The sequence below is a fragment of the Variovorax boronicumulans genome (assembly GCF_009811375.1).
GTDB classification, from domain to species: Bacteria; Pseudomonadota; Gammaproteobacteria; order Burkholderiales; family Burkholderiaceae_C; genus Variovorax; species Variovorax boronicumulans.
Map to the genome: position 1 here is coordinate 1,343,246 of NZ_BKDH01000001.1, position 25,348 is coordinate 1,368,593.

General features: G+C 67.4%; 21 protein-coding genes. 9 read left to right on the forward strand and 12 right to left on the reverse strand.

Annotated elements, in window-relative coordinates:
* Nucleotides 1-2: 2 nt before the first annotated feature.
* Genes VHAB30_RS06230 through VHAB30_RS06250 form a run of 5 tightly spaced genes read left to right on the forward strand, consistent with a single transcriptional unit; the run spans nt 3 to nt 6,272 of the window.
* The gene (locus VHAB30_RS06230) at nt 3-881 is read left to right on the forward strand and encodes a branched-chain amino acid ABC transporter permease (RefSeq protein ID WP_062471874.1); all 879 of its coding nucleotides are present in this window, start codon (nt 3-5) and stop codon (nt 879-881) included.
* Nucleotides 878-1,897 (forward strand): branched-chain amino acid ABC transporter permease, encoded by a 1,020-nt coding sequence (locus VHAB30_RS06235; RefSeq protein WP_159276184.1) that lies wholly within the window; start codon nt 878-880, stop codon nt 1,895-1,897. Before VHAB30_RS06230 ends, VHAB30_RS06235 begins: the two co-directional genes overlap by 4 nt.
* A complete protein-coding gene (locus VHAB30_RS06240; protein ID WP_159276185.1) occupies nt 1,894-3,123 on the forward strand; it encodes an ABC transporter substrate-binding protein in 1,230 nt (409 codons plus the stop codon). The genes VHAB30_RS06235 and VHAB30_RS06240 overlap by 4 nt, the downstream gene beginning before the upstream one ends.
* Nucleotides 3,124-3,146: 23 nt before the next feature.
* Entirely contained in the window at nt 3,147-4,619 is a 1,473-nt protein-coding gene (locus VHAB30_RS06245) for an aldehyde dehydrogenase (protein ID WP_159276186.1), read from the forward strand.
* Nucleotides 4,620-4,658: 39 nt separating this feature from the next.
* Nucleotides 4,659-6,272, forward strand: coding sequence for a GMC family oxidoreductase (locus tag VHAB30_RS06250; protein ID WP_159276187.1), 1,614 nt, complete (start codon nt 4,659-4,661; stop codon nt 6,270-6,272).
* Between the two features lie 263 nt (nt 6,273-6,535).
* On the opposite strand, the gene ggt is transcribed toward VHAB30_RS06250, so the two are convergent.
* Nucleotides 6,536-8,167, reverse strand: coding sequence for a gamma-glutamyltransferase (ggt, locus tag VHAB30_RS06255; RefSeq protein WP_159276188.1), 1,632 nt, complete (start codon nt 8,165-8,167; stop codon nt 6,536-6,538).
* A 92-nt stretch (nt 8,168-8,259) separates the two neighbouring features.
* Nucleotides 8,260-9,246, reverse strand: a complete 987-nt coding sequence (locus tag VHAB30_RS06260) for a Bug family tripartite tricarboxylate transporter substrate binding protein (RefSeq protein ID WP_082818001.1) — start codon at nt 9,244-9,246, stop codon at nt 8,260-8,262.
* Between the two features lie 103 nt (nt 9,247-9,349).
* Between VHAB30_RS06260 and VHAB30_RS06265 the strand changes: the two genes are divergently transcribed.
* The gene (locus tag VHAB30_RS06265) at nt 9,350-10,318 is read left to right on the forward strand and encodes a LysR family transcriptional regulator (RefSeq protein ID WP_095946992.1); all 969 of its coding nucleotides are present in this window, start codon (nt 9,350-9,352) and stop codon (nt 10,316-10,318) included.
* A 21-nt stretch (nt 10,319-10,339) separates the two neighbouring features.
* Here the strand turns inward: VHAB30_RS06265 and VHAB30_RS06270 are convergent, their stop codons facing one another.
* The 3 genes from VHAB30_RS06270 to VHAB30_RS06280 are packed head-to-tail and all read right to left on the reverse strand — an operon-like array spanning nt 10,340 to nt 16,287.
* Nucleotides 10,340-11,284, reverse strand: a complete 945-nt coding sequence (locus VHAB30_RS06270; RefSeq protein ID WP_159276189.1) for a bifunctional Delta(1)-pyrroline-2-carboxylate/Delta(1)-piperideine-2-carboxylate reductase — start codon at nt 11,282-11,284, stop codon at nt 10,340-10,342.
* 40 nt (nt 11,285-11,324) lie between these two features.
* Nucleotides 11,325-14,792, reverse strand: coding sequence for a molybdopterin-dependent oxidoreductase (locus VHAB30_RS06275; RefSeq protein WP_159276190.1), 3,468 nt, complete (start codon nt 14,790-14,792; stop codon nt 11,325-11,327).
* A 16-nt stretch (nt 14,793-14,808) separates the two neighbouring features.
* On the reverse strand, nt 14,809-16,287 hold the full coding sequence (locus VHAB30_RS06280; RefSeq protein WP_174250210.1) for a short-chain fatty acid transporter: 1,479 nt from the start codon (nt 16,285-16,287) through the stop codon (nt 14,809-14,811).
* A 136-nt stretch (nt 16,288-16,423) separates the two neighbouring features.
* Between VHAB30_RS06280 and VHAB30_RS06285 the strand changes: the two genes are divergently transcribed.
* Nucleotides 16,424-17,365 carry a LysR family transcriptional regulator gene (locus tag VHAB30_RS06285; protein WP_062471895.1) on the forward strand — a complete coding sequence of 314 codons (942 nt, stop codon included), beginning with the start codon at nt 16,424-16,426 and terminating at the stop codon, nt 17,363-17,365.
* A 278-nt stretch (nt 17,366-17,643) separates the two neighbouring features.
* Here VHAB30_RS06285 and VHAB30_RS06290 read toward each other — a convergent pair whose 3' ends face one another.
* Genes VHAB30_RS06290 through VHAB30_RS06300 form a run of 3 tightly spaced genes read right to left on the reverse strand, consistent with a single transcriptional unit; the run spans nt 17,644 to nt 21,037 of the window.
* A complete protein-coding gene (locus tag VHAB30_RS06290) occupies nt 17,644-18,870 on the reverse strand; it encodes an SAM-dependent methyltransferase (RefSeq protein WP_159276191.1) in 1,227 nt (408 codons plus the stop codon).
* Complete coding sequence (locus VHAB30_RS06295; protein WP_159276192.1) at nt 18,867-19,655, reverse strand: DUF1365 domain-containing protein; 789 nt, start codon at nt 19,653-19,655, stop codon at nt 18,867-18,869. The genes VHAB30_RS06290 and VHAB30_RS06295 overlap by 4 nt, the downstream gene beginning before the upstream one ends.
* Nucleotides 19,652-21,037, reverse strand: coding sequence for an NAD(P)/FAD-dependent oxidoreductase (locus VHAB30_RS06300; protein ID WP_159276193.1), 1,386 nt, complete (start codon nt 21,035-21,037; stop codon nt 19,652-19,654). Before VHAB30_RS06300 ends, VHAB30_RS06295 begins: the two co-directional genes overlap by 4 nt.
* Before the next feature lie 215 nt (nt 21,038-21,252).
* Here VHAB30_RS06300 and VHAB30_RS06305 point away from each other — a divergent pair, with 215 nt between their 5' ends.
* Both VHAB30_RS06305 and VHAB30_RS06310 read left to right on the forward strand, forming a co-directional pair.
* Entirely contained in the window at nt 21,253-21,801 is a 549-nt protein-coding gene (locus tag VHAB30_RS06305; RefSeq protein WP_235926456.1) for a sigma-70 family RNA polymerase sigma factor, read from the forward strand.
* Nucleotides 21,802-21,803: 2 nt separating this feature from the next.
* Entirely contained in the window at nt 21,804-22,469 is a 666-nt protein-coding gene (locus VHAB30_RS06310; RefSeq protein WP_159276195.1) for a ChrR family anti-sigma-E factor, read from the forward strand.
* Here VHAB30_RS06310 and VHAB30_RS06315 read toward each other — a convergent pair.
* Genes VHAB30_RS06315 through VHAB30_RS06330 form a run of 4 tightly spaced genes read right to left on the reverse strand, consistent with a single transcriptional unit; the run spans nt 22,432 to nt 25,317 of the window.
* Complete coding sequence (locus VHAB30_RS06315; protein WP_159276196.1) at nt 22,432-22,863, reverse strand: DUF2177 family protein; 432 nt, start codon at nt 22,861-22,863, stop codon at nt 22,432-22,434. The two genes, VHAB30_RS06310 and VHAB30_RS06315, sit on opposite strands and share 38 nt — an antisense overlap.
* Nucleotides 22,860-23,480, reverse strand: a complete 621-nt coding sequence (locus tag VHAB30_RS06320; RefSeq protein ID WP_216850698.1) for a DUF6134 family protein — start codon at nt 23,478-23,480, stop codon at nt 22,860-22,862. The genes VHAB30_RS06315 and VHAB30_RS06320 overlap by 4 nt, the downstream gene beginning before the upstream one ends.
* Complete coding sequence (locus tag VHAB30_RS06325; protein WP_159276197.1) at nt 23,477-24,268, reverse strand: DUF1295 domain-containing protein; 792 nt, start codon at nt 24,266-24,268, stop codon at nt 23,477-23,479. The genes VHAB30_RS06320 and VHAB30_RS06325 overlap by 4 nt, the downstream gene beginning before the upstream one ends.
* Nucleotides 24,268-25,317, reverse strand: coding sequence for an SAM-dependent methyltransferase (locus VHAB30_RS06330; protein ID WP_159276198.1), 1,050 nt, complete (start codon nt 25,315-25,317; stop codon nt 24,268-24,270). Before VHAB30_RS06330 ends, VHAB30_RS06325 begins: the two co-directional genes overlap by 1 nt.
* Nucleotides 25,318-25,348: the final 31 nt, after the last annotated feature.

Here is a 25,348-nt window from a genome sequence, read left to right on the forward strand (position 1 = left end):
ACATGGAACTGCTCGTTCAACAGGTCACCGCCGGTCTTGCGACCGGTGCCATCTATGCCTGCGTCGCGCTGGCGATCGTCATGATCTACCGGGCCATCGGCCACGTGAATTTCGCGCAGGGCGAAATGGCCATGGTCTCGACCTATCTGGCCTGGCAGCTCATCGAGTTCGGACTGCCGTACTGGCTGGCCTTCGTGCTGACGCTGGTGCTGTCCTTCGTGCTGGGCGCCATGGTCCAGCACCTGCTCATCCGCCGGATCCGCAACGCATCGGACATCAACCAGATCATCGTCTTCATCGGCGTGCTGCTGGTGCTCAACAGTGTGGCCGGGTTCATCTGGAGCTACACCGTCAAGCCGTTCCCTTCGCCCTTCGGGACGGCACCTTTCATGGGCAGCCCCCTGGCCAGCGCGCACCAGGTGGGAATGATCGGCGTGATCCTCGTCGTGCTGCTGCTGCTGTTCCTTTTCTTCCGCTTCACCCGCACAGGTCTGGCGATGCGCGCGGCGGTGAGCAATCCGAACTCCGCCCGGCTGCTGGGCATCCGGGTCAAGGCGCTCGAGGCGCTGGGGTGGGGCATGGCCGCCAGCATCGGGGCCATCGCCGGCATCCTGGTGGCGCCCATCGTTTTTCTCGAACCGAACATGATGGCCGGCATCGTCATCTACGGCTTTGCAGGGGCCGTGCTCGGCGGCTTGAACAGCCTGCTCGGCGCGCTGATCGGCGGGCTGCTTCTGGGCGTGCTGGAAAACCTCATCAGCACCTTCGTTCCGGTCGTCGGCGGGGAGCTGAAGTCCACCATCGCACTGATCGCGATCGTGGTCGTGCTTCTGGTCCGTCCGCAGGGCCTCATCGGCAAGCCAACAACGCACAGGGTATGACCGCTTCATCCAATTCCCGCTCCCCAGCCGGCCGGTACGGCCCTGTGATCGCGATCCTCATTGCTGTTCTGGTGCCCGTGCTGGCGAAGGACTTCCTCGTCTTCCAGGCCACGCAACTGATGGTCTATGCCATTGCCATCATGGGCTTGAACATTCTGGTCGGCATCAACGGGCAGCTCTCGCTGGGGCATGGCGCTTTCTATGCATTGGGCGCCTACACCGTCGCCATCCTCATGGACGGCTACGGAATGCCCTATGGGTGGGCGCTACCCGTCGCGGCGTTGGTCACCTTCGCCGCGGGCTTTGCCTTCGGACTGCCGGCGCTTCGCCTGGAAGGCATCTACCTCGCGCTGGCCACTTTCACGCTCGCCATTGCGCTACCTCAGATCCTGAAGCTGTCGGTGCTCGACCCGTGGACCGGCGGCGTGCAGGGCATCTCCATCGCGAAGCCGGAGGCGCCGGCTTTCCTGCCGCTCAATGCGGACCAGTGGCTGTATGTGCTGACCCTGGCCATCACGTGTCTCGTCTACTGGCTGGCCAGGAACCTGATCGGCAGCAGGACGGGCCGGGCGCTCACGGCCGTGAAGGACAACGCGCTGGCCGCGCGCACGATGGGCATCAACGTCGCGCTCTACAAGACGTTGGCGTTTTCCGTCAGCGCCTGCTTCACCGGCATCGCAGGGGCTCTCAGCGCGATCGTCGTCCAGTACGTCTCGCCGGACAGCTTCAGCTTCTATCTGTCGGTGGCCATCCTGGTCGGGCTGGTGGTCGGCGGCGTCGGCTGGCTGCCGGGCGCTTTTCTCGGTGCCGCCTTCATCCTCTTCGTGCCCAACATCGCCGAGGGCGTGTCCAAGGGCCTGTCGGGCGCCGTCTACGGCGTGCTGCTCATCGCACTCATCGTGCTGCGCCCCGGCGGCTCGGCAGGGTTCGGCGCCGCCTGGCGCGGACTGCTTTCACACACCGGGCGCACGACGCGCCAGATATCGCTTTCACAAGAAAAGGAGACAGGATCTTGAACACGCACACGCGCTTTTCCAGAAGAACCGGGCTCACGGCCCTGGCCGCACTGCTGATAGGGGGGCCGCTGACCGGACGGGCTCAGAAACGATACGGCCCCGGCGTCACCGACACCGAGATCAAGATCGGCAACACCAGCCCTTACAGCGGCCCGGGGTCGGCCTACGGCGCGATCGCGAAGATGCATGCGGCGTACTTCAGGATGATCAACGAGAAGGGCGGGGTCAACGGCCGCCGGATCAACTACCTTTCCTACGACGATGCATTGAGCCCGCCCAAGACCGTCGAGCAGACGCGCAAGCTGGTCGAACAGGACCAGGTGCTCGCCGTGTTCAATTCGGTCGGCACCGCGGCCAACCTGGCGGTCCAAAAGTACCTGAACAACAAGAAGGTGCCGCAGCTCATGATCGGCGCCGGCTCGACGCGGCTGATCGATCCGAAGACCTTCCCCTGGACCATCGGCTGGCAGCCGACGTACCACAGCGAAGGCGCGATCTACGCGAAGTACATCCTGGCCAACATTCCCGATGCGCGGGTCGCCATCCTGTCGCAGAACGACGATTTCGGTCGCGACTATCTCGGCGGCCTCAAGGCGGGATTCGGCGACAAGGCCAAGAACCTGATCGTCTCGGAGACCACCTACGAGCCCACGGACGCCACCGTCGACTCGCAGATCCTCAAGATGAAGGCTTCGGGTGCCAACGTCCTGGTGAACATCACCACGCCGAAGTTCGCCGCCCAGACCATCAAGAAGGTGGCCGAGATCGGCTGGAAGCCGACGCACTTCCTGACCAGCATCTCGATCTCGATGGGCGCCGTGATGCGGCCCGCGGGCCTGGAGAACGGGCAGGGGATCATCAGCGCGGCCTACCTGATGGAGGCGACCGACGACCGCTGGAAGGACTACCCCGAGATGCGGGAGTGGAACGCCTTCATGGACAAGTACCTGCCCGACGCCAACAAGGCCGACTGGATGAACGTCTTCGGCTATGTGGCTGCGCAGGCATTGGTGCATGTGCTGCAGCAGTGCGGCGACGACCTCTCGCGCGAGAACCTGATGAAGCAGGCCGCCAGCATGAAGAACGTGCGCTTCAAGCTGATGCTGCCGGGCATCTTCGCCAACAGCAGCGACAAGAACTTTTTCCCGGTGCGGCAGCTGCAGATGGTGCGGCTGAATGGCCAGAAATGGGAGCCGTTCGGCTCCGTCATGGGCAGCGACGAATAGACCACGGAATCCAGGAAAGAACCATGCACGACTACAAGATGCTCATCGACGGCCAATGGCTGGGCGCTCGTTCCGGCCAGACGCTCGACACAGAGAATCCCTACACCGGAAAGCTCTGGGCCCGCATTCCCAAGGCGGCGCTCGAGGACGCGGACGCCGCTGTGCGCGCGGCCCACCGGGCCTTGAAGCAGGGCCCGTGGGGGGCGCTCACCGCCAGCGGACGCGGCGCGCTCCTGCGCCGGCTGGGCGACCTGATCGCCGGCGAGGCCGAGGCGCTGGCGCGCACCGAGGTCCGCGACAACGGCAAGCTCTTCGCCGAGATGCGCGCGCAGCTCAATGCCGTGGCACACATGGCGCACTACTATGCGGGCCTGGCGGACAAGGTGGAAGGCAGCGTGCCGCCGCCCGATCGCAGCGGCATGTTCACCTACACGCGCCGCGAGCCCGTGGGGGTCGTCGTCTGCATCGCGCCGTGGAATTCGCCACTGGCTCTGCTCGCGTCGAAGGCCTTTCCCGCGCTGGCCGCCGGCTGCACGGTCGTTGTCAAGCCGTCCGAGTACACCTCGGCCTCTTCGCTGGAGCTCGGTCGATTGTTCGAGCAGGCCGGCTTCCCGCCGGGTGTCGTGAACATCGTGACCGGCCTGGGTGCCGACCTGGGCGAAGCGCTGGTGACGCATGCAATGACGGCCAAGATCGCCTTCACCGGCGGCGAGGCGGCCGGTCAGCGCGTCAACGAATTGGCCGCGCGCGATTTCAAGAGCGTGACGATGGAGCTGGGTGGAAAGTCGCCCAACATCGTCTTCGACGATGCCAACCTGGATGATGCGGTGAACGGCGCAGTCGCGGGCATCTTCGGGGCTGCGGGCCAGACCTGCATCGCGGGCTCGCGCCTGCTCGTGCAGGAAAGCATCCACGACGCATTCGTCGAGCGGCTGGTGGCGGTCGCCAAGGTCGCGCGCCTGGGCGATCCGAACCTGCCTGACACCCAGATCGGTCCGATCGCGACCCGGCCTCAGTACGACAAGATCCTGAAGTACATCGAGATCGCGAAGAACGAAGGCGGCCACTGCGTGCTGGGCGGACGCCCGAGCGCAGAGCTCGGCGGCCTGTTCGTCGAGCCGACGATCTTCACCCGCATCCACAACGGCATGCGCATCGCGCGCGAGGAGGTCTTCGGGCCCGTGCTGTCGATCCTCACCTTCAAGGACGAGCGCGAGGCGCTGGAGATCGCCAACGACACCTTCTACGGCCTGGCTTCGGGTGTCTGGACCCAGAACATGGGCCGGGCGTTCCGGATGGCCAACGCACTGGAGGCTGGGACGGTCTGGATCAACACCTACCGGGCGCTGGGCGTGCACATGCCGTTTGGCGGCTTCAAGCGCAGCGGGCTGGGGCGCGAGAACGGCCTGGAGGCCATCGAAGGCTACCTGCAGACGAAGAGCGTGTGGCTCAACTACGACGCGCCGACCGCGAATCCGTTCGTGATGCGCATCTAGTGCCAGCCCAGCCCCAAGCCATCAGGAACAACGCCTCTCATGACACAGACAGAACAGTACGACTACATCATCGTCGGCGCGGGATCGGCGGGCTGCGTGCTCGCCAACCGGCTTTCCGAAGACGCTTCGAAAACGGTGCTGCTGCTCGAAGCCGGCCCCGAAGACCGCAGCATGTGGATGAAGATCCCCGCCGGGACGACCAAGGTCTTCCGGCCCAGCGCCGTCAACTGGGGCTACTTCACCGAGCCCGAACCGAACCTGCGCGGCCGGAAGATCTACTGGCCGCGCGGCAGGACACTGGGCGGATCGAGCTCGATCAACGGCATGGTCTATCTGCGCGGCCATCCGGAAGACTACGACCAGTGGGCGCGCCTGGGCAATCCGGGCTGGGGGTGGGATGACGTGGTGCCGTACTTTCGCAAGAGCGAAGATCAGCAGCACGGCGCCAGTGCACTGCATGGTGCCGGCGGCCCGCTGGCCGTGACCGACCCGGTCATCGACGACCCCGCTGGGCGGCTCTTCATCGAGTCGGCGATCAACACCGGCTCGCCCTTGCGCAAGGATTTCAACGACGGCGTGCAGGAAGGCGTTGGGCGGGCGCAGGTCACCGTGCGCGATGGCCGCAGAAGCTCGACCTCCGTCGCCTTCCTGCATCCGGTGCGCGGGCGTGCCAACTTGCACGTCGCCGTCGAAGCGCTCGCCGAAAAAGTGGTGCTCGAAGGCAAGCGCGCCACAGGCGTGAGCTATTCACAGCGCGGCGTCAGCAAGCTCGCCACCGCCCGGCGCGAGGTCATCCTGTGCGGCGGCGTGATCAATTCACCGCAGCTTCTCATGCTCTCGGGCATCGGCCCGGCGGCGCATCTGCGCGAGCACGGCATCGACGTTGCCCTGGACTTGCCGGGCGTGGGCGAGAACCTCCAGGACCACCTCTATGTGTACTACGTGGCGAAGTGCGAGAAGTCCATCTCCCTGAACCACAAGCTCTCAGGACCGAACCTGTACGTCGAGGCGATGAAGTACTTCGCGAACCGCAGCGGCTACCTGAACATCGGCGCGGTCCAGGCGACGGCATTTGCCCGCGTCGGGCCGCAGGCCACCCGACCCGACGTGGAGGTCAGCTTCCGGCCGATGAGCCTGAACATCAGCAAGAAGGGCGACATCGCGCTGGACAGCTTCCCGGGCATCAACGCCTCGTGCAGTTTGCTGCGTCCCCGGGCCCGCGGGCGCATTCGCCTGGCCAGCGCCAATCCGCGCGACTACCCGCGGATCCACGCCAACTACCTGGACAACGCAGAGGATCTGCAGGTGATGCGCGAGGGACTTCGCTGGATACGCAAGACCTTCGAGACCGAGCCGCTCTCGCGTTTCATCCAGAGCGAACATGCGCCGGGACATGCAGTCCAGTCGGACAGCGAGTGGGAGGATTTCATCCGCGACTCGGCTCAGTCCGTCTACCACCCGGTGGGCACCTGTGCGATGGGCAACGACGGCATGGCTGTACTGGATCACGAACTGCGGGTGCGCGGCATCGATGGACTGCGCGTCGTAGATGCCTCCGTCATGCCTCGAATCACCTCTTCCAACACGAACGCGCCTGCGATCATGATCGGGGAAAAAGGCGCCGACATGATCCGCGCGACAGAGGGGCGTTGACGCCAGATCCCCAACTGCCGAGAACTGGGTTCTTTCTGGTCCGTCGGTGTCGTCGGTTGGCCGCCTGCACATCGGCGGCGCTGATGTGATCTTCGTCAGGGGGCGTTTGGACAAAGCAGGTGGTTGTACCTCCGAAACCGGCCACTGGATCGGCGAACGAGCCGCTGCAAAGCAGACAAGCGCGGCTGGCTACATGCAAAGAAGGCGGGATGGGAATGAGTTCCTCATAAGCCACACAGTCGATAGCTGAAAACGGTGGCCGATCAGTGCGCAGGATCCATGCGCAGCCGGTACGCAACGCCATCGCGTCCAGGGTCGGCGCCGCCATGCAGGCCGTCGGCCTGTACCTGCACGCCGTGCACCCAGCCGATGGTGTAGTTGTACGGGTTGCGGCCAATGGCGTAGCCCTGTGCTTCCAGCGCGCGTGTGGTGGAACGCGGAATGCGGTTGCACACGTCGATGGAGTTGCTGGTGGACGAGAAGCGAGGTGCCGACACGGCTGCCTGCATCTCCATACCGTGGTCGATCACGTTGAGCAGCACCTGCAGCACGCCCATGGCGATCTGCGTGCCACCGGGCGCGCCGAGCACCACGTCGAGCTCGCCGTCCTTGAAGGTCATGGTGGGGCAGGACGAGGTGAAGCGGCTCTTGCCCGGCTGGATGCTGCCGGCGCGACCCGGACGCGGGTCGAACACGCCCATGCAGCCGTTGTACAGAAAACCCATGCCCGGGGTGATGATGCCCGAGGGCATGGCCAGCGAGTGGGTCAGGGACACGGCGTTGCCGTCGGCGTCCACCACGCTCAGGTGGGTGGTGTCGCGCGGCACGGGTGCGCCAGGGTTCACGCGCTCCACGTTGAAGCGATGGCCCGCCCGGATCTGCTCGGCCACTTCTCGGGCCATGTCCTTGGACAGCAGCTGATCCAGCGGCACATCGAAGAACTTCGGGTCGCCGATGCAGCGGTCCTTGTCGATCGTCGCCTTCTTCATGGCCTCGCACACCCTCTGCAGGTAGGCGGGGCTGTTGTGCTCCAGACTCGCCAGATCGAAGTGCTCGAGGATGTTGAGCATCTCCAGCAGCATGGCACCGCCGCCCGGGGGCTGGTTGGTCGTGATGGTGCGGTCGCGGTAGCGGCCCACCAACGGCGGGTTGCGCTGCACCTGGTACCGGGCCAGGTCGTCGAGCGTGATCAGCGCCCCCAGCGACTGCAGGTGCGTCACCATTTTTAGCGCCAGGTCACCCTGGTAGAACGGGCGCGCACCTTCTTCAGCAATTTGGCGCAGCACGGCGGCCATGCCTTCGTTGCGCAGTGGTGCGCCGATGGGCTTGGGGCGGCCATCGGGGCGGCAGTACAGCTGGCGGCTTTCCTCGCAGTACTGCAGCCGCTCCAGGTTGCCGACGCGACCCATGGTGGGCTCGTCGATCCAGAAGGCGTGCATGCCGGGTCGCACAAAGTAGCCGTCCGCGGCCCAGCGGATGGCGGGCTCCACCACCTGCTGCCACGGCAGGCGGCCGTGCGCCTGGTGCATGGCCTCCAGGCCCTTGAGCGTGGCCGGCGTGCCGATGGACTGGGGGCCGATGTCGTTGACGCGGCCCTTGAGGATGAAACCGAAGCCGTCCTTGGTCTCGCCCTCCAGCAGGTGCTCCCACATGTTTTCCCTGGCCGCCAGCGGCGCGGGCGAGTGGAAGTCGAAGTATTCATGTACCTGGGCGCCCGGCAGGTAGACGGCGGCGGTGCCGAAACCTGCGATGCCGCACATCAGCGGATCGACCACGGTCTGGGCCAGCGCGGTGGCCACGGCGGCATCCACCGCGTTACCGCCCGCGCGCAGGATGTCGATGCCGGATTCGGCGGCCTCCGGCTGCGGACAGGCCACCATTGCTTCTTTTTTCATGAGGTGTGATGACGAACCCCTTGCTGCATCGGCGATACGGCAAGGGGTGAAGATGGAAGAAAAAGGGGGGCGGTGCTTGCGCGGTCGCCGGCTTACTTGGCGCTGAGGTTCAGTGCCCCGAGCGTGGGCCCCCAGGCCTTGGCGTCACGCGCCGCCGTTTCCATGACGAGCGCGGAAGGGCCGGACATGGGGATCACGCCCATGCTTTTGAGCTTGGCCTGCACGTCGGGACTCTGGTGGAAGGCCGTCGTCGCCTTGTTGAGCTTTTCCACGATGTCGGCCGGCGTGCCGGCGCGCGCCACCACGGCACTCCAGCCCATGTTGTCAAAGCCCTTCACGCCCAGCTCGCCCAGGGTGGGCACATCGGGCAGCTCAGGGGTGCGTTGCGGCGACAACACGGCCAGTGGATTGAGCTTGTGGTTCTTGATGTGGGGCAGGGCGGTGCCATATACCGGTGCCATCACCTCGGTTTGCCCGCCAATGGTGGCCAGGATGCCGTCGGCCTCGCCCTTGTAAGGGATGTGGGTCATCGAAATGCCCAGGGCATTGGACACCAGCTCGACCGCCAGGTGGGTGGAGTTGCCCAGGCCGGCGGACGCGAAGTTCAGCTTGCCGGGCGCCGCCTTGGCTTTTTCCGTCAGATCCTTGAGCGTCTTGATGCCCGTGGCCGGGTTGGCCGACAGCACGAACGGCACCGTCGTCAGCATGGTCACGCCAACAAAATCCTTCTCGGGGTTGTAGGGCAGTGGCTTGTAGGTGAACTGATTGAGCACCATCAGCGACACGCTGCCCAGCAGCAAGGTGTAGCCATCGGCGGGCGCATTCAGCGCGTTCTGTGCGGCAATGAGGCCGCCCGCACCGGGCTTGTTCTCCACCACGATGGTGGCGCCAATGGCCTTGCCTGCGTGTTCGGCCCACATGCGTGCGATCGTGTCGCTGCTGCCGCCCGGGGCCTGCGACACGATCAGGCGCACGGGACGACTGGGGTAGGAGGCTTGCGCGAACACGGTGGTGGCCGTGGCGGCTGCGACCGCGACACCCATCAGGATCTTGTAGACGTTCGTGATTGCTTTGGGCACAGGGATTCCTTAGAGGGTCTGTCATGGAAGATGAAGTAATTTTCATGACAACCCCTGCCATCCGCCTAGTGAAAATGCAAAATGGATGCATGAAGGTTTACTCATGATCGAGCGTTCGGAAGGCCTGTCCTGGGCACGAGGCATCAAGGTCCGGCATCTGGAATCCTTTCTGGTGCTGGACGAGGCGGGCACGCTGACCGAAGCGGCTGCGCGGCTGCACATGACGCAATCTGCCATGTCGCATTGGCTGGCAGAGCTCGAACGCGTGGCGGGCACGCCGCTGGTGGTGCGCGGGCGCAAGGTGCAGCTGACGCCTGCCGGGCATCTGCTCAAACGCCTGGCCATCACGGTGCTCGGCGATATCGCCCGCACCGGCCTCGAAATGCATGCGGTGGCTGCGGGACGCGTGCCGCGACTGAACGTGGGCAGCGTCTGGGCAGGCATCGCCGGCGGCCTGCCCGAAGCCGTGACCGCGTTCCAGCAGCGCCATGCCGATGTGGCCGTGTCCATCCACGACGGCCTGTTCGACGACCTGCTCAAAGGCCTGGACACGCGTGCCATGGATGCCGTGATCGGCGTTCTGGATGCGCGGGCGCACCAGCCGCAACTGGCGCACCACGTGCTCTTTGACGACCGGGTGAGCATCGTCATCGGCCAGGGCAGCAAGCACTGGGACAGCAACCAGCCGCTGGGCTTTGCCGACGTGCTGCGCGAGCATTGGGTGATGCCGCCCCTTGGCACGCTCACTCGCATCCAGATGGATGCCTATCTCATCGAGCAACAGGCATCGTGGCTGGTGCCCAAGGCAGAAACCGCCTCGTTGGCCATGATGCAGGCGCTGCTGCAAAAGGGCGACTATGTCGGCGTGTGCGCGGAATCCATGGCGGACTACATGGCCTCGCTGGGGCTGTTCCGCAAGGTCGCCGTCGATTCGAACATCCGCTTCGGCCCCATCACCGTGGTGTGGAACCGCGAGCACGTCTCGGCCACGCTCATGGATTTCATTGCCTGCCTGAAGGCGCATGCGCGGGGCTTGCCTGCCGCACACGTGCAGGAGGCGCCCAGCGCTTAGCAGCCGGCCAAGGCACGTGTCTCAGGTCGAATCGGAAGCTTCGTAGACCACCACTGCCGCGGCCAGGTCCTCCAAGGCGGTGCCCACGGCTTTGAAGACGGTCCGCCCGTCACCATCGGCGCGTCCCTGGATCCGGCCCGCGGCCAGGTCGGCCAACTCCCCTGCTACATCGTCGGCGGCGAACACGCCGCGCGACAGGGGCCCGAGCAATTCGCCACTCTTTTGCAACGCCTCTTGTGTATCGACAAACAGACGTGCACCCGCAAAGCAGGCATCGTCGGCTTCGCGCATCTGCGGCGTGAAACTGCCGATCAGGTCGAGGTGGCTGCGAGGCCGCAGCCACGCTCCCTGCACCACCGGCTGCGTGGCGAGCGTGGCACAGCTCACGATGTCGACGTCGTTCACCGCCTTGGCGAGATCCGGCGCAACGGCCGCCTCGATGTTCTGCGCGCACAGCCGCGCAGCGAGTGCCTTCGCCGTAGATTCGTCGCGGTCCCACACCACCACGCGTTCGATCGGACGCACGGCGCGGTAGGCCTCGGGAATCAGACTGCCGACACGCCCGCAACCGACGACCAGCAGGCTGCGCGCATCGGCAGGCGCGAGATAGGACGCGGCCAGGGCCGAGGCGGCAGCGGTGCGGCGCGACGTGATCTCGTTGCCGTCGATCTGCGCCAGCGGCTCGCCCGTGCGTGCGTCGTACAGCACATAGGTCGAGAACAGTCCGGGCAGGCCGCGCTGCGCGTTGCCCGGGAAGATGGTCACGGTCTTGATGCCCAGGTAGCGGTCGTGCTGCCAGGCCGGCATGACCAGCACGGTGCGGGGCGAGGTGTGCGTCCCGGCCTGCAGCGAATGCGTGTGTCGCAAGGGCACCTCGCAGCCGGCGATGAACATCTCCCGAAGGGCCGGGATCAGGCGGTCAAAGGGCAATGCACGCCGGGTGCTTTCGGTATCGATGATCTTCATGAGGTTGCGGAGGAAATCAGGTGAATGAAGGTGCCCGCAGTCATGCCTCGAGCACCACGTCTTCGAGCGGGATGGCCTGACAGGCAAGGCACACGGCCGGGTCTTCCGGTTCGCTGCCGTGCAGATGGCGCACCTTGCCGCTCAGCACGCGCACCGCACAGCTCTCGCACTGGCCCACACGGCAGCCGCTGGCCATCTGCACGCCGAGCGATTCGCCAAAGGTCAGCAACGTGCCCTGTCTGGGCGTCCACGTCGCGGGGGCGTGGCCCGAGCGCGCGAAGCTGACGGTGAAGCGCTGGTCGCCGTCGGCGGGCGGCGTGGTGGGCGAGCGGAAGACCTCGCTGAAGATGTCGAAGCGCGGAACGCCCCGTGCCACGAGGCCGGCGGTCACCGCGTCCATCATGGCCGGCGGTCCGCACAGGTAGAAGCGGGCGCGCTGCGCGATCAACGCGTCGTCCACCACGCTCGCGTCGATGAAGCGATCCGACTGGTAGTCGATGCCCTGACGCTCCTGCGGCTGTGGTGCGTTGTAGTGGTCGACAACCTGCAACTGCGGCAGCCGCGCGCAGTGCTGCGCAATGCGCTCGCGAAACGCGTGGGTCGTGCCGTTCTGGTTGGCGTAGTAGAGCCGGATGGCCGGACCCTGCGCACCGTCGGGCAGCGATTCGAGCAGGCTGATGAAGGGCGTGATGCCGATGCCGCCCGCGAAAAAGACCAGCGGCTGCGGCGAGTGGCGCGGCAGCACGAAGCCGCCGGACGGCGCCCGCAGCGCGAGGGTGTCGCCGACTTTCAACGCGCGGTGCAGGTGGCTCGACACGCGCCCCTCGTGCGGCGTGCCGTCGGCCGAGCGGCCGCGCTGGTGGCGCACGGCCACGCTGTAGCTGCGCCGGCCCGGCACCTCGGCCGCGCCCGTGAGCGAGTAGGCGCGCGTGACCTGCGTGCCATCGTCCAGATGCAATTGCATCTCGATGTGCTGACCGGGTCGGTAATCGGGCAGTTCGCCGCCGTCGACTGGCTCGAAGTGGATGCCCAGCACGCCGTCGGCCTCGGGCCGCAGCGCGCTGATGCGGAAGGGGCGGTAGCCGGACCACTTGCGCTGCCGCACCTCTGTGGCCGGGTCGCGTTCGATGTCGCAGAGAAACGAGCGATGCGGCACCGAACCGCTCACGGGGTCGCAGCTGTCGGCGGATATCAGCGCGTTGAAGTTGCTGCCCAACGCGCCTTCAATCGGCAGGCCGTCGCGGTCGAACTCGGGGCAGCTCTGCCACCAGCCGAACTCGGCCACGATGACGTCGTCCGCCAGTTGGGGCGTGACGCGTGCGACGAAGCGGGCCTCGCCCACGCGCGTGCGGACGAGCATCCAGTCGCCGTCCACGATGCCCTTGGCGGCCGCGAGCGCGGGGCTCAATTCGGCCACCGGATCGGGCGCGCGCTTGCGCAGCGAGGCCAGACTGCGGTGCTGGCTGTGGCAATAGAAACCGTTCTTGGCCGAACTCAGCACATAGGGAAAGCGGCCCTGGCGCGTGGCCTTCGCATCGCGCGGCGTGTCTGCCGGTTCGACGAAGGTGGCGATCGGCGGCTGGCCGTGGCGCAGCAGGGTTTCGGAATAGAGCTCGACACGGCGCGTCGGGGTGTCGAAGCCGCGCACGCCGGTGGGCGTGGCGCGGGCGTACTTCTGCTCGCTCGCGTCGATGGCGCAGGCCATGCCTTCGGGCCGGGCACGCAACTGGTCGACCGTGAGGCCGAGCGGCTCGAGCATGTGGTTCCAGCCCGCGTCGAGGCTGCCGCCGAAGAAGTCGTCGCCCATGCCCAAGCGAACGGCCAGGTCGAACAGCACGTCGTTGTCGGCGCGCGATTCACCGCGTGGCGTCACCATGCGCTGGCGCAACTGCACCCAGCCGGCCGCACGGTCGTCGATCTCGAAGCCGATGCGCAGGCCCTCGCGCTCCCAGGGTGTGTTGACCGGCAGCAGGATGTCGGCGTACCGGGCGGCGGGTGTTTCGAACAAGTCACAGTGCACGTGGAATTCGAGCTGCGACAGCGCCTGATGCGCGAGCGCGGTGTCGGCCTGCGACACAGGCAGGTTGGTGCCGAAGGCCATCATCGCGCGCACCTTGTAAGGCTCGCCGTCGAGAATCGCGCGGTAGGTGTCGCGCGCCGTCACCCAGCCGTGCGCGGGAGGACCGATCGGGCGCTGCGCCAGACCGAGGGCCTTGGCGCGCTGCGCGTCGGGCAGCAGTGAGAGCGAGTTGACGGCGTTGACGCGCGGACCGACGCGAACGCGATTCGCGCCGATGCGGTCGAAGCTACCGCACAGCGCATACAGCGTGGCGACTGCGCGCTCGGCTTGCGTCGCGTTGGTGTGCTGGCCGATGCCGGTCCAGGCGTGATAGGCCACGCGGCGGCAAGTGCCGCAGAGGTCGGCGACCGTGCGCAACGAAGCCTCGGCAACGCCGGTGATGCGTTCGACATTCGGCGGTGTGTAGGCGGCACAGCCCTGGGCCAGCAGTTCGAACGCTGGCGCGCACGACAAGCGATGCGCGCCCACGTCGACCTCCACCGCGCCGCGCAGACGGAAGTGGGCGGCGTCCTGGGTTTGCGCCGCCTGCTCGGTGTCGTAAGGCACCGCGCGGTTCAGTGCGTCGTTCCACGCCACGAAGCGGTTGCCCTGGGCATCGGGCCACAGGTCCTGCTCGCGCAGGAAGTGTCCGTTGTCGCCGCGCACCAGCAGCGGGGCATTAGTCCATGCGCGCACGAAACCTTCGTCGAAGCGCGCGTCCGCGATCAGCAGGTGGATCAGCCCCAGCGCCAGTGCCGCATCGGTTCCGGGCCGCACGGGGAGCCAGATGTCAGCCTGCCGCGCGAGCGCCGTGGGGCGCGGATCGATCACCACCATCTTCGCCCCGTTCGCGCGGCCTCGGCCGATCGCATTGGCCTGCGCCAGCCAGGTGTTCGCGGGGTTGTGACCCCACAGCACGATCAGTTCGGCCTGCGCGTAGTCGGCCGCGGGCATGCCGCAGCCGAAGGTGAAGGCGTGCGCGAAGTCCTTGTGCCAGTTGCAGACCTCGGTCGCATAGCAGATGTTGGGGCTGCCGAAGAGGCGCACGAAGCGCTCGATCCAATCGATGCTGTCCGTCAGTGGCGTGCCGCTGGGCGTGGTCACGGCGAACACCACCGACTCGGCACCGCTCTCGGCCTTGATGGCACTCAGGCGCTTGGCGGTCTCGGCCAGCGCCTCGTCCCAGCCGATGCGCACCCAGCCCGGATCCGCTTCGGTCTTGGGCCTCGTGCGGCGCATCGGGTAGCGCAGACGGTGCGGGTTGTGCACGAGCTCGGGCGCAGCCTTGCCCTTCATGCACATCGCCTGGCCGGTGGGGTGCGAGGTGTCGGGCCGAACCGACACCAGCATGTCGTCACGCACCTCGTTGAGCGTGCCGCAGCGCGAACGGCAGAGCGTGCAGTAGCCCTGCCTGGTTTGCGTGGGCGCCGTCGTCGTCATCACTTGCATCCGGAAGCTGCGCGGCTCAAGGCATCACCGGTGCGACATAACTCAGCGTGCGCCCGAAGGCCCAGAGCATGAAGAGCACCAGCGGTGCATGCACCAGCAATTGCAGGAAGGTAAAGCCCACGATGTCGCGTGCCTTCAGCGACAGCACGCCCAGCAGCGGCAGCATCCAGAACGGGTTGATCAGGTTGGGTAGCGCCTCGGCCGCGTTGTAGACCTGCACGGCCCAGCCCAGGTGGACCTTCAGGTCGTTGGCCGCTTGCATGACGTAGGGCGCCTCGATGATCCACTTGCCGCCACCCGAGGGAATGAAGAAGCCCAGCACGGCGGAATACGCGCCCATCACCACGGCGAAGCTGTCGACGCTGGAGATGCTCACGAACAGATGCGCGATGCGGTCCGACAGCGTGATGCCTGCGTCGCCCTTGGCGCCGGTCAACATGGCCGCGATGGCACCGTACAGCGGGAACTGGATGATCACGCCCGCCGTCGACGGCACCGAGCGCGACACCGCGTCGAGAAAGCTGCGCGGGCGCCAGTGCAGCAGCAGCCCGATCATGAGGAACAGCAGGTTGTAGGTGTTGAGGCCCGAGATCGCGATCAGCGGGCTCTTGGCCATGAACTCCTGCGCCAGCCAGCCGAAGCCCAGCGCGCACAGGAGCAGCGTGAGCAGCGGACTGCGCTCGAACCACTCGCCGGGGCGGCGCTCGGCGGACTCTGGGGAAGCGGGCTTGGCTTCCGTGAGGTCCACGCCCAGGTCCTGCGCCGTGACCGCGTGCTTCGCGTCGGGCGCCGACCACAGTGCGATGGCCACCGACACGACCATCAACACCAGCGCCATGGCGACCGACTGCCACAGGAAGATGGTCTGACTGAACGGGATCACGCCGGTGATGTCAAGAATGCTCTTGGGCAGGCTGCTGGCGTTGGCCTGCAACTGCGCCGCCGACGAACTGAGCCCCAGCGCCCAGGTCGCGCCCATGCCGAGGTAGGCCGCCGCGCCGCCCGCGCGGTAGTCCATGCGCAGGTCGAGGCGGCCGGCCAGCGCGCGCACATAGAGCGCGCTGAAGATCAGCGAAATGCCCCAGTTGAAGAGCGACAGGATCATGCTGATCGCCGCCACGTACGCGATGGCCTGGCGCCCCGACGCGGGCAGAGCGGCCAGCTTGCGGATGAGTCGCGCCGCCGGCGGCGAGGTCGCCACCACGTAGCCGCCGACGGCCACCAGCGCCATCTGCATCGTGAAGACAATGAGGCTCCAGAAGCCGTCGCCGAAAGACTTGGCCACCGCCTGCGGGCTCGATCCGTTCAGCAGCGCGGCGCCCGCGACCACCACCACGGCGATGGCCGCGAACACGAAGGCGTCGGGAAACCAGCGCTCGGCCCAGGCCGTGAAGCGCAGGCCCAGGCGGCTCAACAGCCCGGCATCGGTCGAAGCCTCCTGGGGTACAGAAGGGTGGGCGCCGTGTCCGGCGGAAGTGTGTGATGTCGATGGCATGGGGGTCTCCTGCTACTGCTGCTGGAACGGTGGGCGTCCTCGTCACACGCCTGACATGGCGTGCTGCCCGGATGTTAGGAATTGCCATCGACAATTCATAATCTCTATTTTCAATAGAGCGATATAGGATGCATCTATGTCGATAACGATCAAGCAGCTGCAGCACTTCGTGGCCGCAGCGCACACGGGGCAGGTGTCCCGCGCAGCCCAGCGCTGCTATGTGAGCCAGCCGTCGCTGACCACTTCGCTCAAGAACCTGGAGTCGACGCTGAAGGTGCAGCTCTTTACGCGGCACTCCGACGGGCTAAGGCTGACCGTGCAGGGCGAGGGCTTCCTTCGGCATGCGGAGCACATGCTGCATACGCTCGATGCGGCGGTAGAGGAGACGCGCAACTCGGTGTCCTCGGTCGAGGGGCGGGTGCAGATCGCCATCACCGACACCGTGTCCGAATACATGCTGCCCAAGATCATCGGCGCGATGCGCAGGCAACTGCCGTTGGTCGAATTCGAGCCCGTGGAGCGCAACCGGCTCGAGATCGAGAACGGCTTGCGCAGCGGCGAATTCGACCTGGCTGTGGTCCTGGTGTCGAACCTCTCGCGCGCGCCGGACATCCGGCGCGAGAACCTGCTGAAGTCGGAGCGCCGTCTGTGGACTTCGTTCGACCATCCGCTGGTGGCGCAGAAGTCGGTGTCGCTGCGCGAGATCGCGCAGATGCCCTTCGTGCTGCTGGACATGGACGAGCACGTGGACACCGTGGGCCGCTACTGGAGCGCGATGAAGCTCAAGCCCAAGGTCGTGTTCCGCACCAAATCGATCGAGGCCGTGCGCAGCCTTGTCGCACAGAACGTGGGTGTGACCATCCTGTCGGACCTGGTGTTTCGCCCCTGGTCACACGATGGTGGGCGCATTCGCAGGACAGTGGTGTCGAGCGCGGTGCCCTCGATGGACCTGGGACTGGCTTACCGGCGCGGGGCTGTTCTTTCCGAAGCTACGGCAGCCTCTGCAAGCACCTTGCGGTTGCTGGCCAAGACACTGACGAGAGAGTCACAGCCGCGGATGGATGACGAGCCGCTGTAGCTTTCGAGTGGGCCGCTTCCTGCGACACGCATGGCAGGCGTGGGGTGAGCGACAGCTACCGGCAGTTGTCGCCCAGTCATCGAAGGCGGGCTTATCGCAAGCCAGAAGAATCGCGTCCAGGACCGCGTCTCTTGCAGCCTCATCGGCATTGTCCCGGCAGGCCGCGCAATACGGGCAGCAGTTGCTGCGTTCGCGCAGGATATTTCAGAACAGCCGGAATTGCGGTGTGTCACCCTGTTAAGAAGAAGGAAGGGGGCGGTTCGCACTGCGCCGACCGATCAGGCAGTTCCGGCTTCAGCCACGCGCAACCGGTAGAGACCGACGTCGACGAGCCCCGCGTGGAAGCCGGCCTCGCAGTAGGAGAGGTAGTAGGTCCACAAGCGCTTGAACGCGGCGTCGAAACCCAGTGGCTCGATCTGCGGCCAGGCGGCGAGGAACCGGCGACGCCACTCTGCCAGGGTTCGCGCGTAGTCCTTGCCGAAGCAGCGGGAAGCCTCGATCACCAACCCTGCGCGTTGCGCCTGTTCCCGCAGCACGCGCGGGCTGGGCAGCATGCCGCCGGGAAAGATGCAGTGCTGGATGAAATCGGTCCCCTGGCGGTAGCTGTCGAACTGTGCATCGGCGATCGTGATCGCCTGCAGCACCACCACACCACCGGGATTGAGGCGCTCGCGCAAGGTGGCGAAGTAGGTGGGCCAGTAGGCTTCGCCGACGGCCTCGATCATCTCGATGGACACGATGCGGTCGAAACGGCCCTGCACGTCGCGGTAGTCCTGCAGCCGCAGGTCGACCCGGTCGGCCACCCCCCAGTCCTGCGCGCGTTCGCGGGCGAAGGCCAGTTGCTCGCTCGACAGCGTGACGCCGGTGACGCGCGCTTCGTGCCGGCGGGCCAGGCTCGCGGCCAGTGTTCCCCAGCCGCAGCCGATCTCGAGCACGTCGCCGCCTTGCGGGGTGTCGAGCATGTCGGCGATGGCAGCGAGGCGGCGCGCCTGGGCGGCTTCCAGCGTGTCGTCGTCGGCGTCGCTGAACATCGCGCTCGAATACAGCATGCTGTCGTCCAGCCAGTGCCGGTAGAACGCGTTGCCCAGGTCGTAGTGGAACGCGATGTTGTGCCGGCTTCCGCGCCGGCTGTTGCTGTGGGTCAGGTGCCGCAGCCGCGCCGCCCAGCGCGCCAGCCCGCGCCCCTTGAGCAGCGATCCCCAGGCCGATTCGTTGGCCAGGCCGAATTCGAACAAGGCCAGCAGGTCCGGACTTTCCCACTCGCCATCGCGAAATGACAGGGCCAGGCCCAGATCGCCTTGCAGCGCCAGGCGCAGCAGCGGGCGCCAGCTCAGCAGGCGCAGGCTCGCGTGCGGCCCGGGTTCGCGGCCGGCCACGTCGATGCAGCGGCCGCCCGGAAGGCTCAAGCTCAGCCGGCCGAAACGCGTGCGGGCCAGCAGCCGGCGCAGCGGGGAGAAGACCGGAGGGGCATCGAGAGCGGGTGCGGAAGGTGTGGTCAGGCTCATGGGGTCTTGTTCGAAGGAACGATGGTGAGGTCGTGGTCGGGGGCAGCCGGTCGCGGATGCAGCGGCACGCGCTTGATCCACAGACGCAGGGCCTGCCAGTGGATGGCGGCCACCACCTTGAGAGTCAGCAACGGATGCGTGATGAACACGCGCAGCAGCGCCAGGTCGCTCAGGGGGGCGCGTTGGCCGTCGAGCCGCGCGTTGAGCACGGCGCCGGCCGCGTCGTGCACGCTGATGCCGACCGAGACCGCCTCGCCCGGCGGTGCGACGCGGAACCGGTAGTGCAGGTCCATGCCGTTGAAGGGAGAGACGTACATCTGCTTGTCGCAGTGCTGCTCGACGACGGACGCGCCGTCGTCAGCGACCGGGATCAGGTAGCTGTGCCGTTGCCCGAAGGTGTTGTTGACCTCGTACAGCAGCGCCTGCAGCGCGCCGCCGGGTGCATGGCAGAACCAGATGCTGAGCGGGTTGAACACATGGCCGAGCAGCCGCGGCATGGCCAGCAGCCGGATCGCGCCGCCGGTTGGAAGGCCGGCCTCGCGCAGCCGCGCTTCCACCTGGGCCCGCAGGTCGCGGCCCGAACCGTCGCCGTGGTCGGCGGCATGGAAGCTGAACAGGTTGAACCGGTCCACCGAGAAGCAGCGCAACCGGGCGTGCAGTTGCGGCAGTTCATCGATGTCGATCAGCAGGTTGTAGACCCGGTAGCTCAGCCGATGCCGCTTCGGCCGCAACCGCTGGTGCATGACGCGCCCGATGTAGAGCGCCGAGCCTTCGTGCGCGTTCATGAGGCGACGGTCTGCGCGCCTTGCGGCAGATGGATGCGCCCGGACTCCTGCGCCACGCGCCAGGGCCGGCGCACGCCGCCGAGCGCTTCGGCGACGGCCAGGCCGGCCTGCAATCCGTCCTCGTGGAAGCCGGCGCCGAAGTAGGCGCCGCAGAACCAGGTGCGGCGCTGGCCCTGCAACTGCCACAACTGGCGCTGCGCGGCCATGGCCGCGGCATCGAACAGCGGGTGGTCGTAGACCTCGGTGCGGATCAGGTGCTCGGGCCGCGGGTCGATCGCCGGGTTCAGGGTCAGGAACAGCGGCTCGGCCGCCGCGCCCTGCGGCAGGTGGGGCTGCAGCCGGTTCATCCAGTAGGTCACCGTCGGGGCCGCCCCGCTGCCGCGCGTGCCGAGGTAGTTCCAGCTCGACCACACGGCGCGCCGCGCCGGCATCAGGGCGGGGTCGCGGTGCAGCACGGCCAGGTTGCGGCTGTAGGGAAGGGCACCGAGCAGGGCCCACTCGGCACCGGTGGGCTCGTCAAGCAGCGCCAGCGAGCGGTCCGCATGGGTGGCCAGGACCACCTGGTCGAAGCGCTCGGGCCACCAGCCGGCGCTGGTGCGAAGCCGCACACCCGCCGGCTCGCGATGCAGTTCGAGCACGGCCCGGTCCAGATGGATGCGGTCGGCGAAAGGCTGGCTGAGGCGCCGTACGTATTCGCGGCTGCCGCCCACCACCGTGCGCCAGACGGGGCGGCCGCTGATCTGCAGCAGCCCATGGTTCTCGCAGAACCGCACAAAGGCGGCGACCGGATGGCGACCCACCTGCGCCGCCGGCGTGGACCAGATGGCCGCAGCCATGGGGTAGAGGTGGTCGTCGCGAAACGCGCGGCCATAGCCGTGGGCATCCAGGTAGTCGTCGAGCGCCTGGTCGCCTGCGACCTGCGCATCGCGCGGCGCCTCGCGGTAGAACCGCAGCAGGTCGCGCAGCATGGCCCAGAAGCGGGGGCGCGCCAGGTTGCGCTTTTGCGCGAACAAGCCGCGCAGGTCGGTGCCGGCGTATTCGAGCCCGCCGGCGTTCAGGCTCACTGCGAACGACATGTCCGAGGCCGCGGTCGGCACGGCCAGATGCTGGAACAACGCGGTGAGGTTCGGGTATGCGGGCTCGTTGTAGACGATGAAGCCGGTGTCCACCGGCACCCGGCCTTCCCGGCCCGGCGCGTCCACGGTATGGCTGTGGCCGCCCAGCCGGGGCTCGCTCTCGAACACCGTGACCTCGTGGCGCTGGGACAGCAGCCAGGCGCAGGACAGGCCCGAGATGCCGGTGCCGACGACGGCGATGCGCTGCTCGGGAGGCACGGAGGCAGGCGTCGGCAAGGCGGCAGACGGGGCAAGAAGAGGCAGCATGGAGAGTCTCCGTCGGGTCGTGCTGCCTGTACGCAGGAAATGGCCGTTTGGATTACCGCCGTGTCGCTGCGATGATCCGAACGCGGCTTCCTTGCGTATGACAGCACATGACCGCGGCTCCTGATCCGTCCAACCCCTCTGCGGGCACTCCGTTGCCCCGCAGTCGTCGAGCGTCCCTCTTGACCGTTGTCTCCCCCGATTCCGAGCCATCTGCCTTGCCCGACGACCTCTGGGCCGAGGCGATGGCCGCCGTGGCGCAGCGGCAGGACCGGGACGCGTTCGCGCAGCTGTTCTCGCATTTCGCGCCGCGCATCAAGCACTACCTGATGCACAGCGGCAGCCCGGCCATCCAGGCCGAAGAGCTGGCCCAGGAGGCCCTGGTCACGGTCTGGCGCAAGGCCGCGCTGTTCGATCCGGCCCGGGCGGCCGCCACGACCTGGATCTTCGCCATCGCGCGGAACCTGCGTGTGGACGCGCTGCGGCGGCGCCAGGGTGTGCAGTCGTCTGAAGACGCGTTCGACTTCGACCTGCTCCAGTCGGATGACCCGACCGTCGAAGACCAGCTGCACGACGCGCGCCTGAGCGAACGGCTGCGCGGCGCGCTGCGCCAGCTTCCGCCCGAGCAGCAGCAGGTGCTGCACCTTTCCTATTTTGAAGACGCGCCGCATGCCCGCATCGCGGCCCAGCTGTGCATTCCGCTGGGCACGGTGAAGTCGCGCGTGCGCCTGGCGGTCGCCCAACTGCGCCGCCTGCTGGAACATTGACGATGGACATCCGACACCACCCCGACGACGACCTGCTGCTGGCCGGGTCCTCCGGCCACTTGCCGGCTGGCATGCGACTGGTCCTGGCCAGCCACCTGGAACTGTGCCCGCTGTGCCGCGAGCGCGCGCGCGCACTCGATGCCATGGGCGGCATCCTGCTCGATGACCTGGAAGCGGTCCCGCTTGCCGATGACGCGCTGTCGTGCACCTGGGCCCGGATCGATGCGCACGAAGGCGCTGAACCCGCTGAACCCGCTCGCGTGCGGGTCAGCGCGCCCCCACCGCTGCCGCCCAGCGCGCGCTGGCCGCGTGCGCTCGCTCACTGCAGTGCCACGCCCTGGCGCTGGATCGGTCCCGGCATGCGCTGGAGCCGTGTGACCGTGCCCGAGGCCCCGGAGGCCAACGTCTTTCTTCTGCGCATCGCGGCCGGCAAGTACCTGCCGCAGCACACGCATCAGGGGCAGGAGTTCACCCAGGTGCTGCACGGCCGCTTCCACGATGGCCGGGCCTTGTTCGGCCCCGGCGATTTCGATGCGGCCGATGCCGAGATCAACCATCAGCCGGTGGTCCAGGACGGCAGCGAGTGCATCTGCCTGGCCTCGCTGGACGGTCGGCTGCGCTTCGACGGGGCTATTGCGCGTTTCTTCGGCGCGCTGGTCGGGATGTGATGCGCGCCGCGACCCACGCCGACACGCCGCTCACGGCCGTGCCCCATGCCAGGTCGGCGGCCGTGACGGCCCAGGGCCAGTCGCGCAGCGTGGCCTGGTTCGTCAGGTCATAGGTCGCGTAGGCCACGAGCCCGAGCAGCGCGCCGCGACGCAACGCCACGGCGGGCTCGCCAGCCTCCAGTGCCGGCGCGATCGCCAAGACGACCAGGCCGACCAGGTAGAGCGCATAGAACAGCGCCGCCGCCGTCCAGTCGACCTGCGGCGCCATCAGCGGACCGAGCGCAGGCTGGTACAGGCGCGGCCCCATGACCGACAGCCAGACGGCATCCAGCACCAGAAAACACCCGAGCGCCCACAGGTAGGCAGCGAGCAAGGTACGCGGGGATGGCTTCATGGGGTGCTCCGTGCAGGAGAGGTCAGTCGGTAGCTCAGTTGGCGATCGCCCTTGGTGTCAGCGTCGAGCCCGATCCAGCGTCCGCTGTCGGCGGCATACCAGATGCGGATGCGCTGCTGCGCCGCCTGCAGTCGCCAGCCGCGCGCCCGCACGGGCTGACCGCGGACCTCGAGGGTCGCATCGGGCAGCGGCTCGAAGCGGACCGGCTCGACCTTGCCCGTCTGGGGATCGATCAGGCGCTGTTGTTTCACCAGCCGGGGATTCCAGTAGGCAAAGCTCATCAGGCAGTCGCCGTCGAAGCGCGGCGCGATCTGCTGGCGGGTGCCGTCGTCGTCGGTCTCGGCGCGCAGCTCACGCAGGCAGTCTCCGGCCCAGCGCTCCTCGGCCTGGTGCCGGTAGCGGTAGACCGGGATGCCGAGCATGCGCACGGTGAACAGGGCACGACTGTCGACGCTGCGCGTCGCCGCCGTGCCGCCGACGACAAAGCGATGGGTCCCGATCGGCTTGCCATCGAGCATGGCGGTGAAGTGCCATTCGCCCGCTTCCTCGTCACCTTCCTGTGCCACGGCCAGGCAGGTCGCCAGTGCCAGCATCAGCCCCAAGGCCCGGTGCTTCATGGACGGGCGCCACGCCGCGGCGGCCAGGGGATGAAGGCACTGGTGCGTGCCGCGTAGCTGCGGTAGGCGGGCCGGCGCTCGGCAATGTCGTGCTCCAGCAGCGCCACGCCCGACACCTTGAGCAGCAGGACGGTCATCAGCAGCGGAGACACCAGGCACCACGCCACCGCCCATCCGCCCGCTGACAGCGCTGCCAACCCAAGGCCCCACCAGACGCAGGCCTCGCCGAAGTAGTTGGGGTGGCGCGACCAGGCCCAGAGGCCGCGGTCCATCACCGCATCCTCGCGGCGCGGGTTGCGCAGGAAGCGGGCGAGCTGGGCGTCGGCCACGGCCTCGAAGACCACACCGCCGCCGGCCAGCAGCAGGGCCAGCACATCCAGCCAGGACAGGGGCGACGGGTGCGCGAACGCGGCCAGCAGCGGCCAACCGACGATCCATGCCAGCACCGCCTGGAGCCCGAACACGAGGTAAAGGCTTTTCAGTCCGAAGTGTGGTTCGTTGCGCGCACGCATGGCCTGGTAGCGGCGGTCTTCGCCGTGGCCCCAGTTGCGACGCCCGATGTGCAGCGCCAGCCGGCAAGCCCATATCAGCAGCAGCCCGAGCACCCAGACGCTGCGGGCGTCGAGCGCGCGGGCATGGGCGCCGGCGTAGGCCAGGGCCGGCGCCGCGATCATCAGGGGCCAGATCCGGTCCGCCAGGCTGGCGTCGCGCACCACGACGCTGAACACCCAGACCGGCAACGCCAGGCCGAGGGCGATCGCCAGACCCAGGCATGCGAGCGACAGCATCACCGTTTCTCGAACAGGTAGTGACCGACCCACCACTGGCCGCCCTCGGCGTAGCCGAACAGCTCTTCCACCGAAATGAAGAAGAGCCGCCAGCGGGTCCACCACACCGGCGCGTCGCGCGCTCCGTAGACGGTGGCCAGCAGGGGCATGAGGGTGACCCGCCGGGCGTCCATGCGCGCCAGCCAGGCGGCCGAGGTCCGCGCGTAGTGGCGGCCATCCCAGCGCCAGCGGTGCAGCAGGCGCAAGTCGTCCTGGCAGCGCAGGGCGAGATCGTCGCTCGGCATCATGCCGCCGGAGAAAAAGTGGCGGCTCATCCAGTCGCTGGCATCGCGCGCCTCGAACGGGTAGGGCGCTTCGCGGTGGACGAAGACGTGCATGAAGAACCGCCCCTGCGGTTTCAACCAGCGGGCCACGTGCGAAAAGGCGCGCGGCCAGTTGCGCAGGTGCTCGAACATCTCCACCGACACCACCCGGTCGAAGCGCTCGCCGGTCTCGAAATCATTGAAGTCGCAGGTGATCACCTCGAGGTTGCCCAGGCCGCGTGCCGCGGCTTCGGCCGTGATGAACAGCCGCTGCGAGTGCGAATTGGAGACCGCCGTGATGTGGGCGCGCGGGAAGTGTTCGGCCATCCACAGGCTCAGCGAGCCCCAGCCGCAGCCCAGCTCCAGAATGCGCAGCCCGTCTTCCAGGCCGGCGCGGGCGCAGGTCTCGGCCAGGGCCGCCGCCTCGGCCTGCTCGAGCGTCTGCACTCCTTCAGGCCACCAGCAGCAGCTGTACTTCCGGTGAGGGCCCAGCACGCCTGTGAAGAACTCAGCGGGCAACTCGTAGTGCTGCTCGTTGGCTTTTTCGGGCAGCAGGGCCAACGGTGCCTCCTGCAGTCCGTCGAAAAATGCCTCCGAACGCAGGGCGACGGCTTCCGGGGCGCCGCTGTCCAGCTCGACCAGGCGCTGGCGCAGCAGCCGCCGCACGCCCAGCCGAACGGCGCCGTCGGGCACCAGGCCTTGTTCAGCCCAATGGATGGCAGTGGAGGTGCTCGAGGCTTGGGGCATGGCGGTGGGTGCAAGAGGAGAGTCTCTTCCT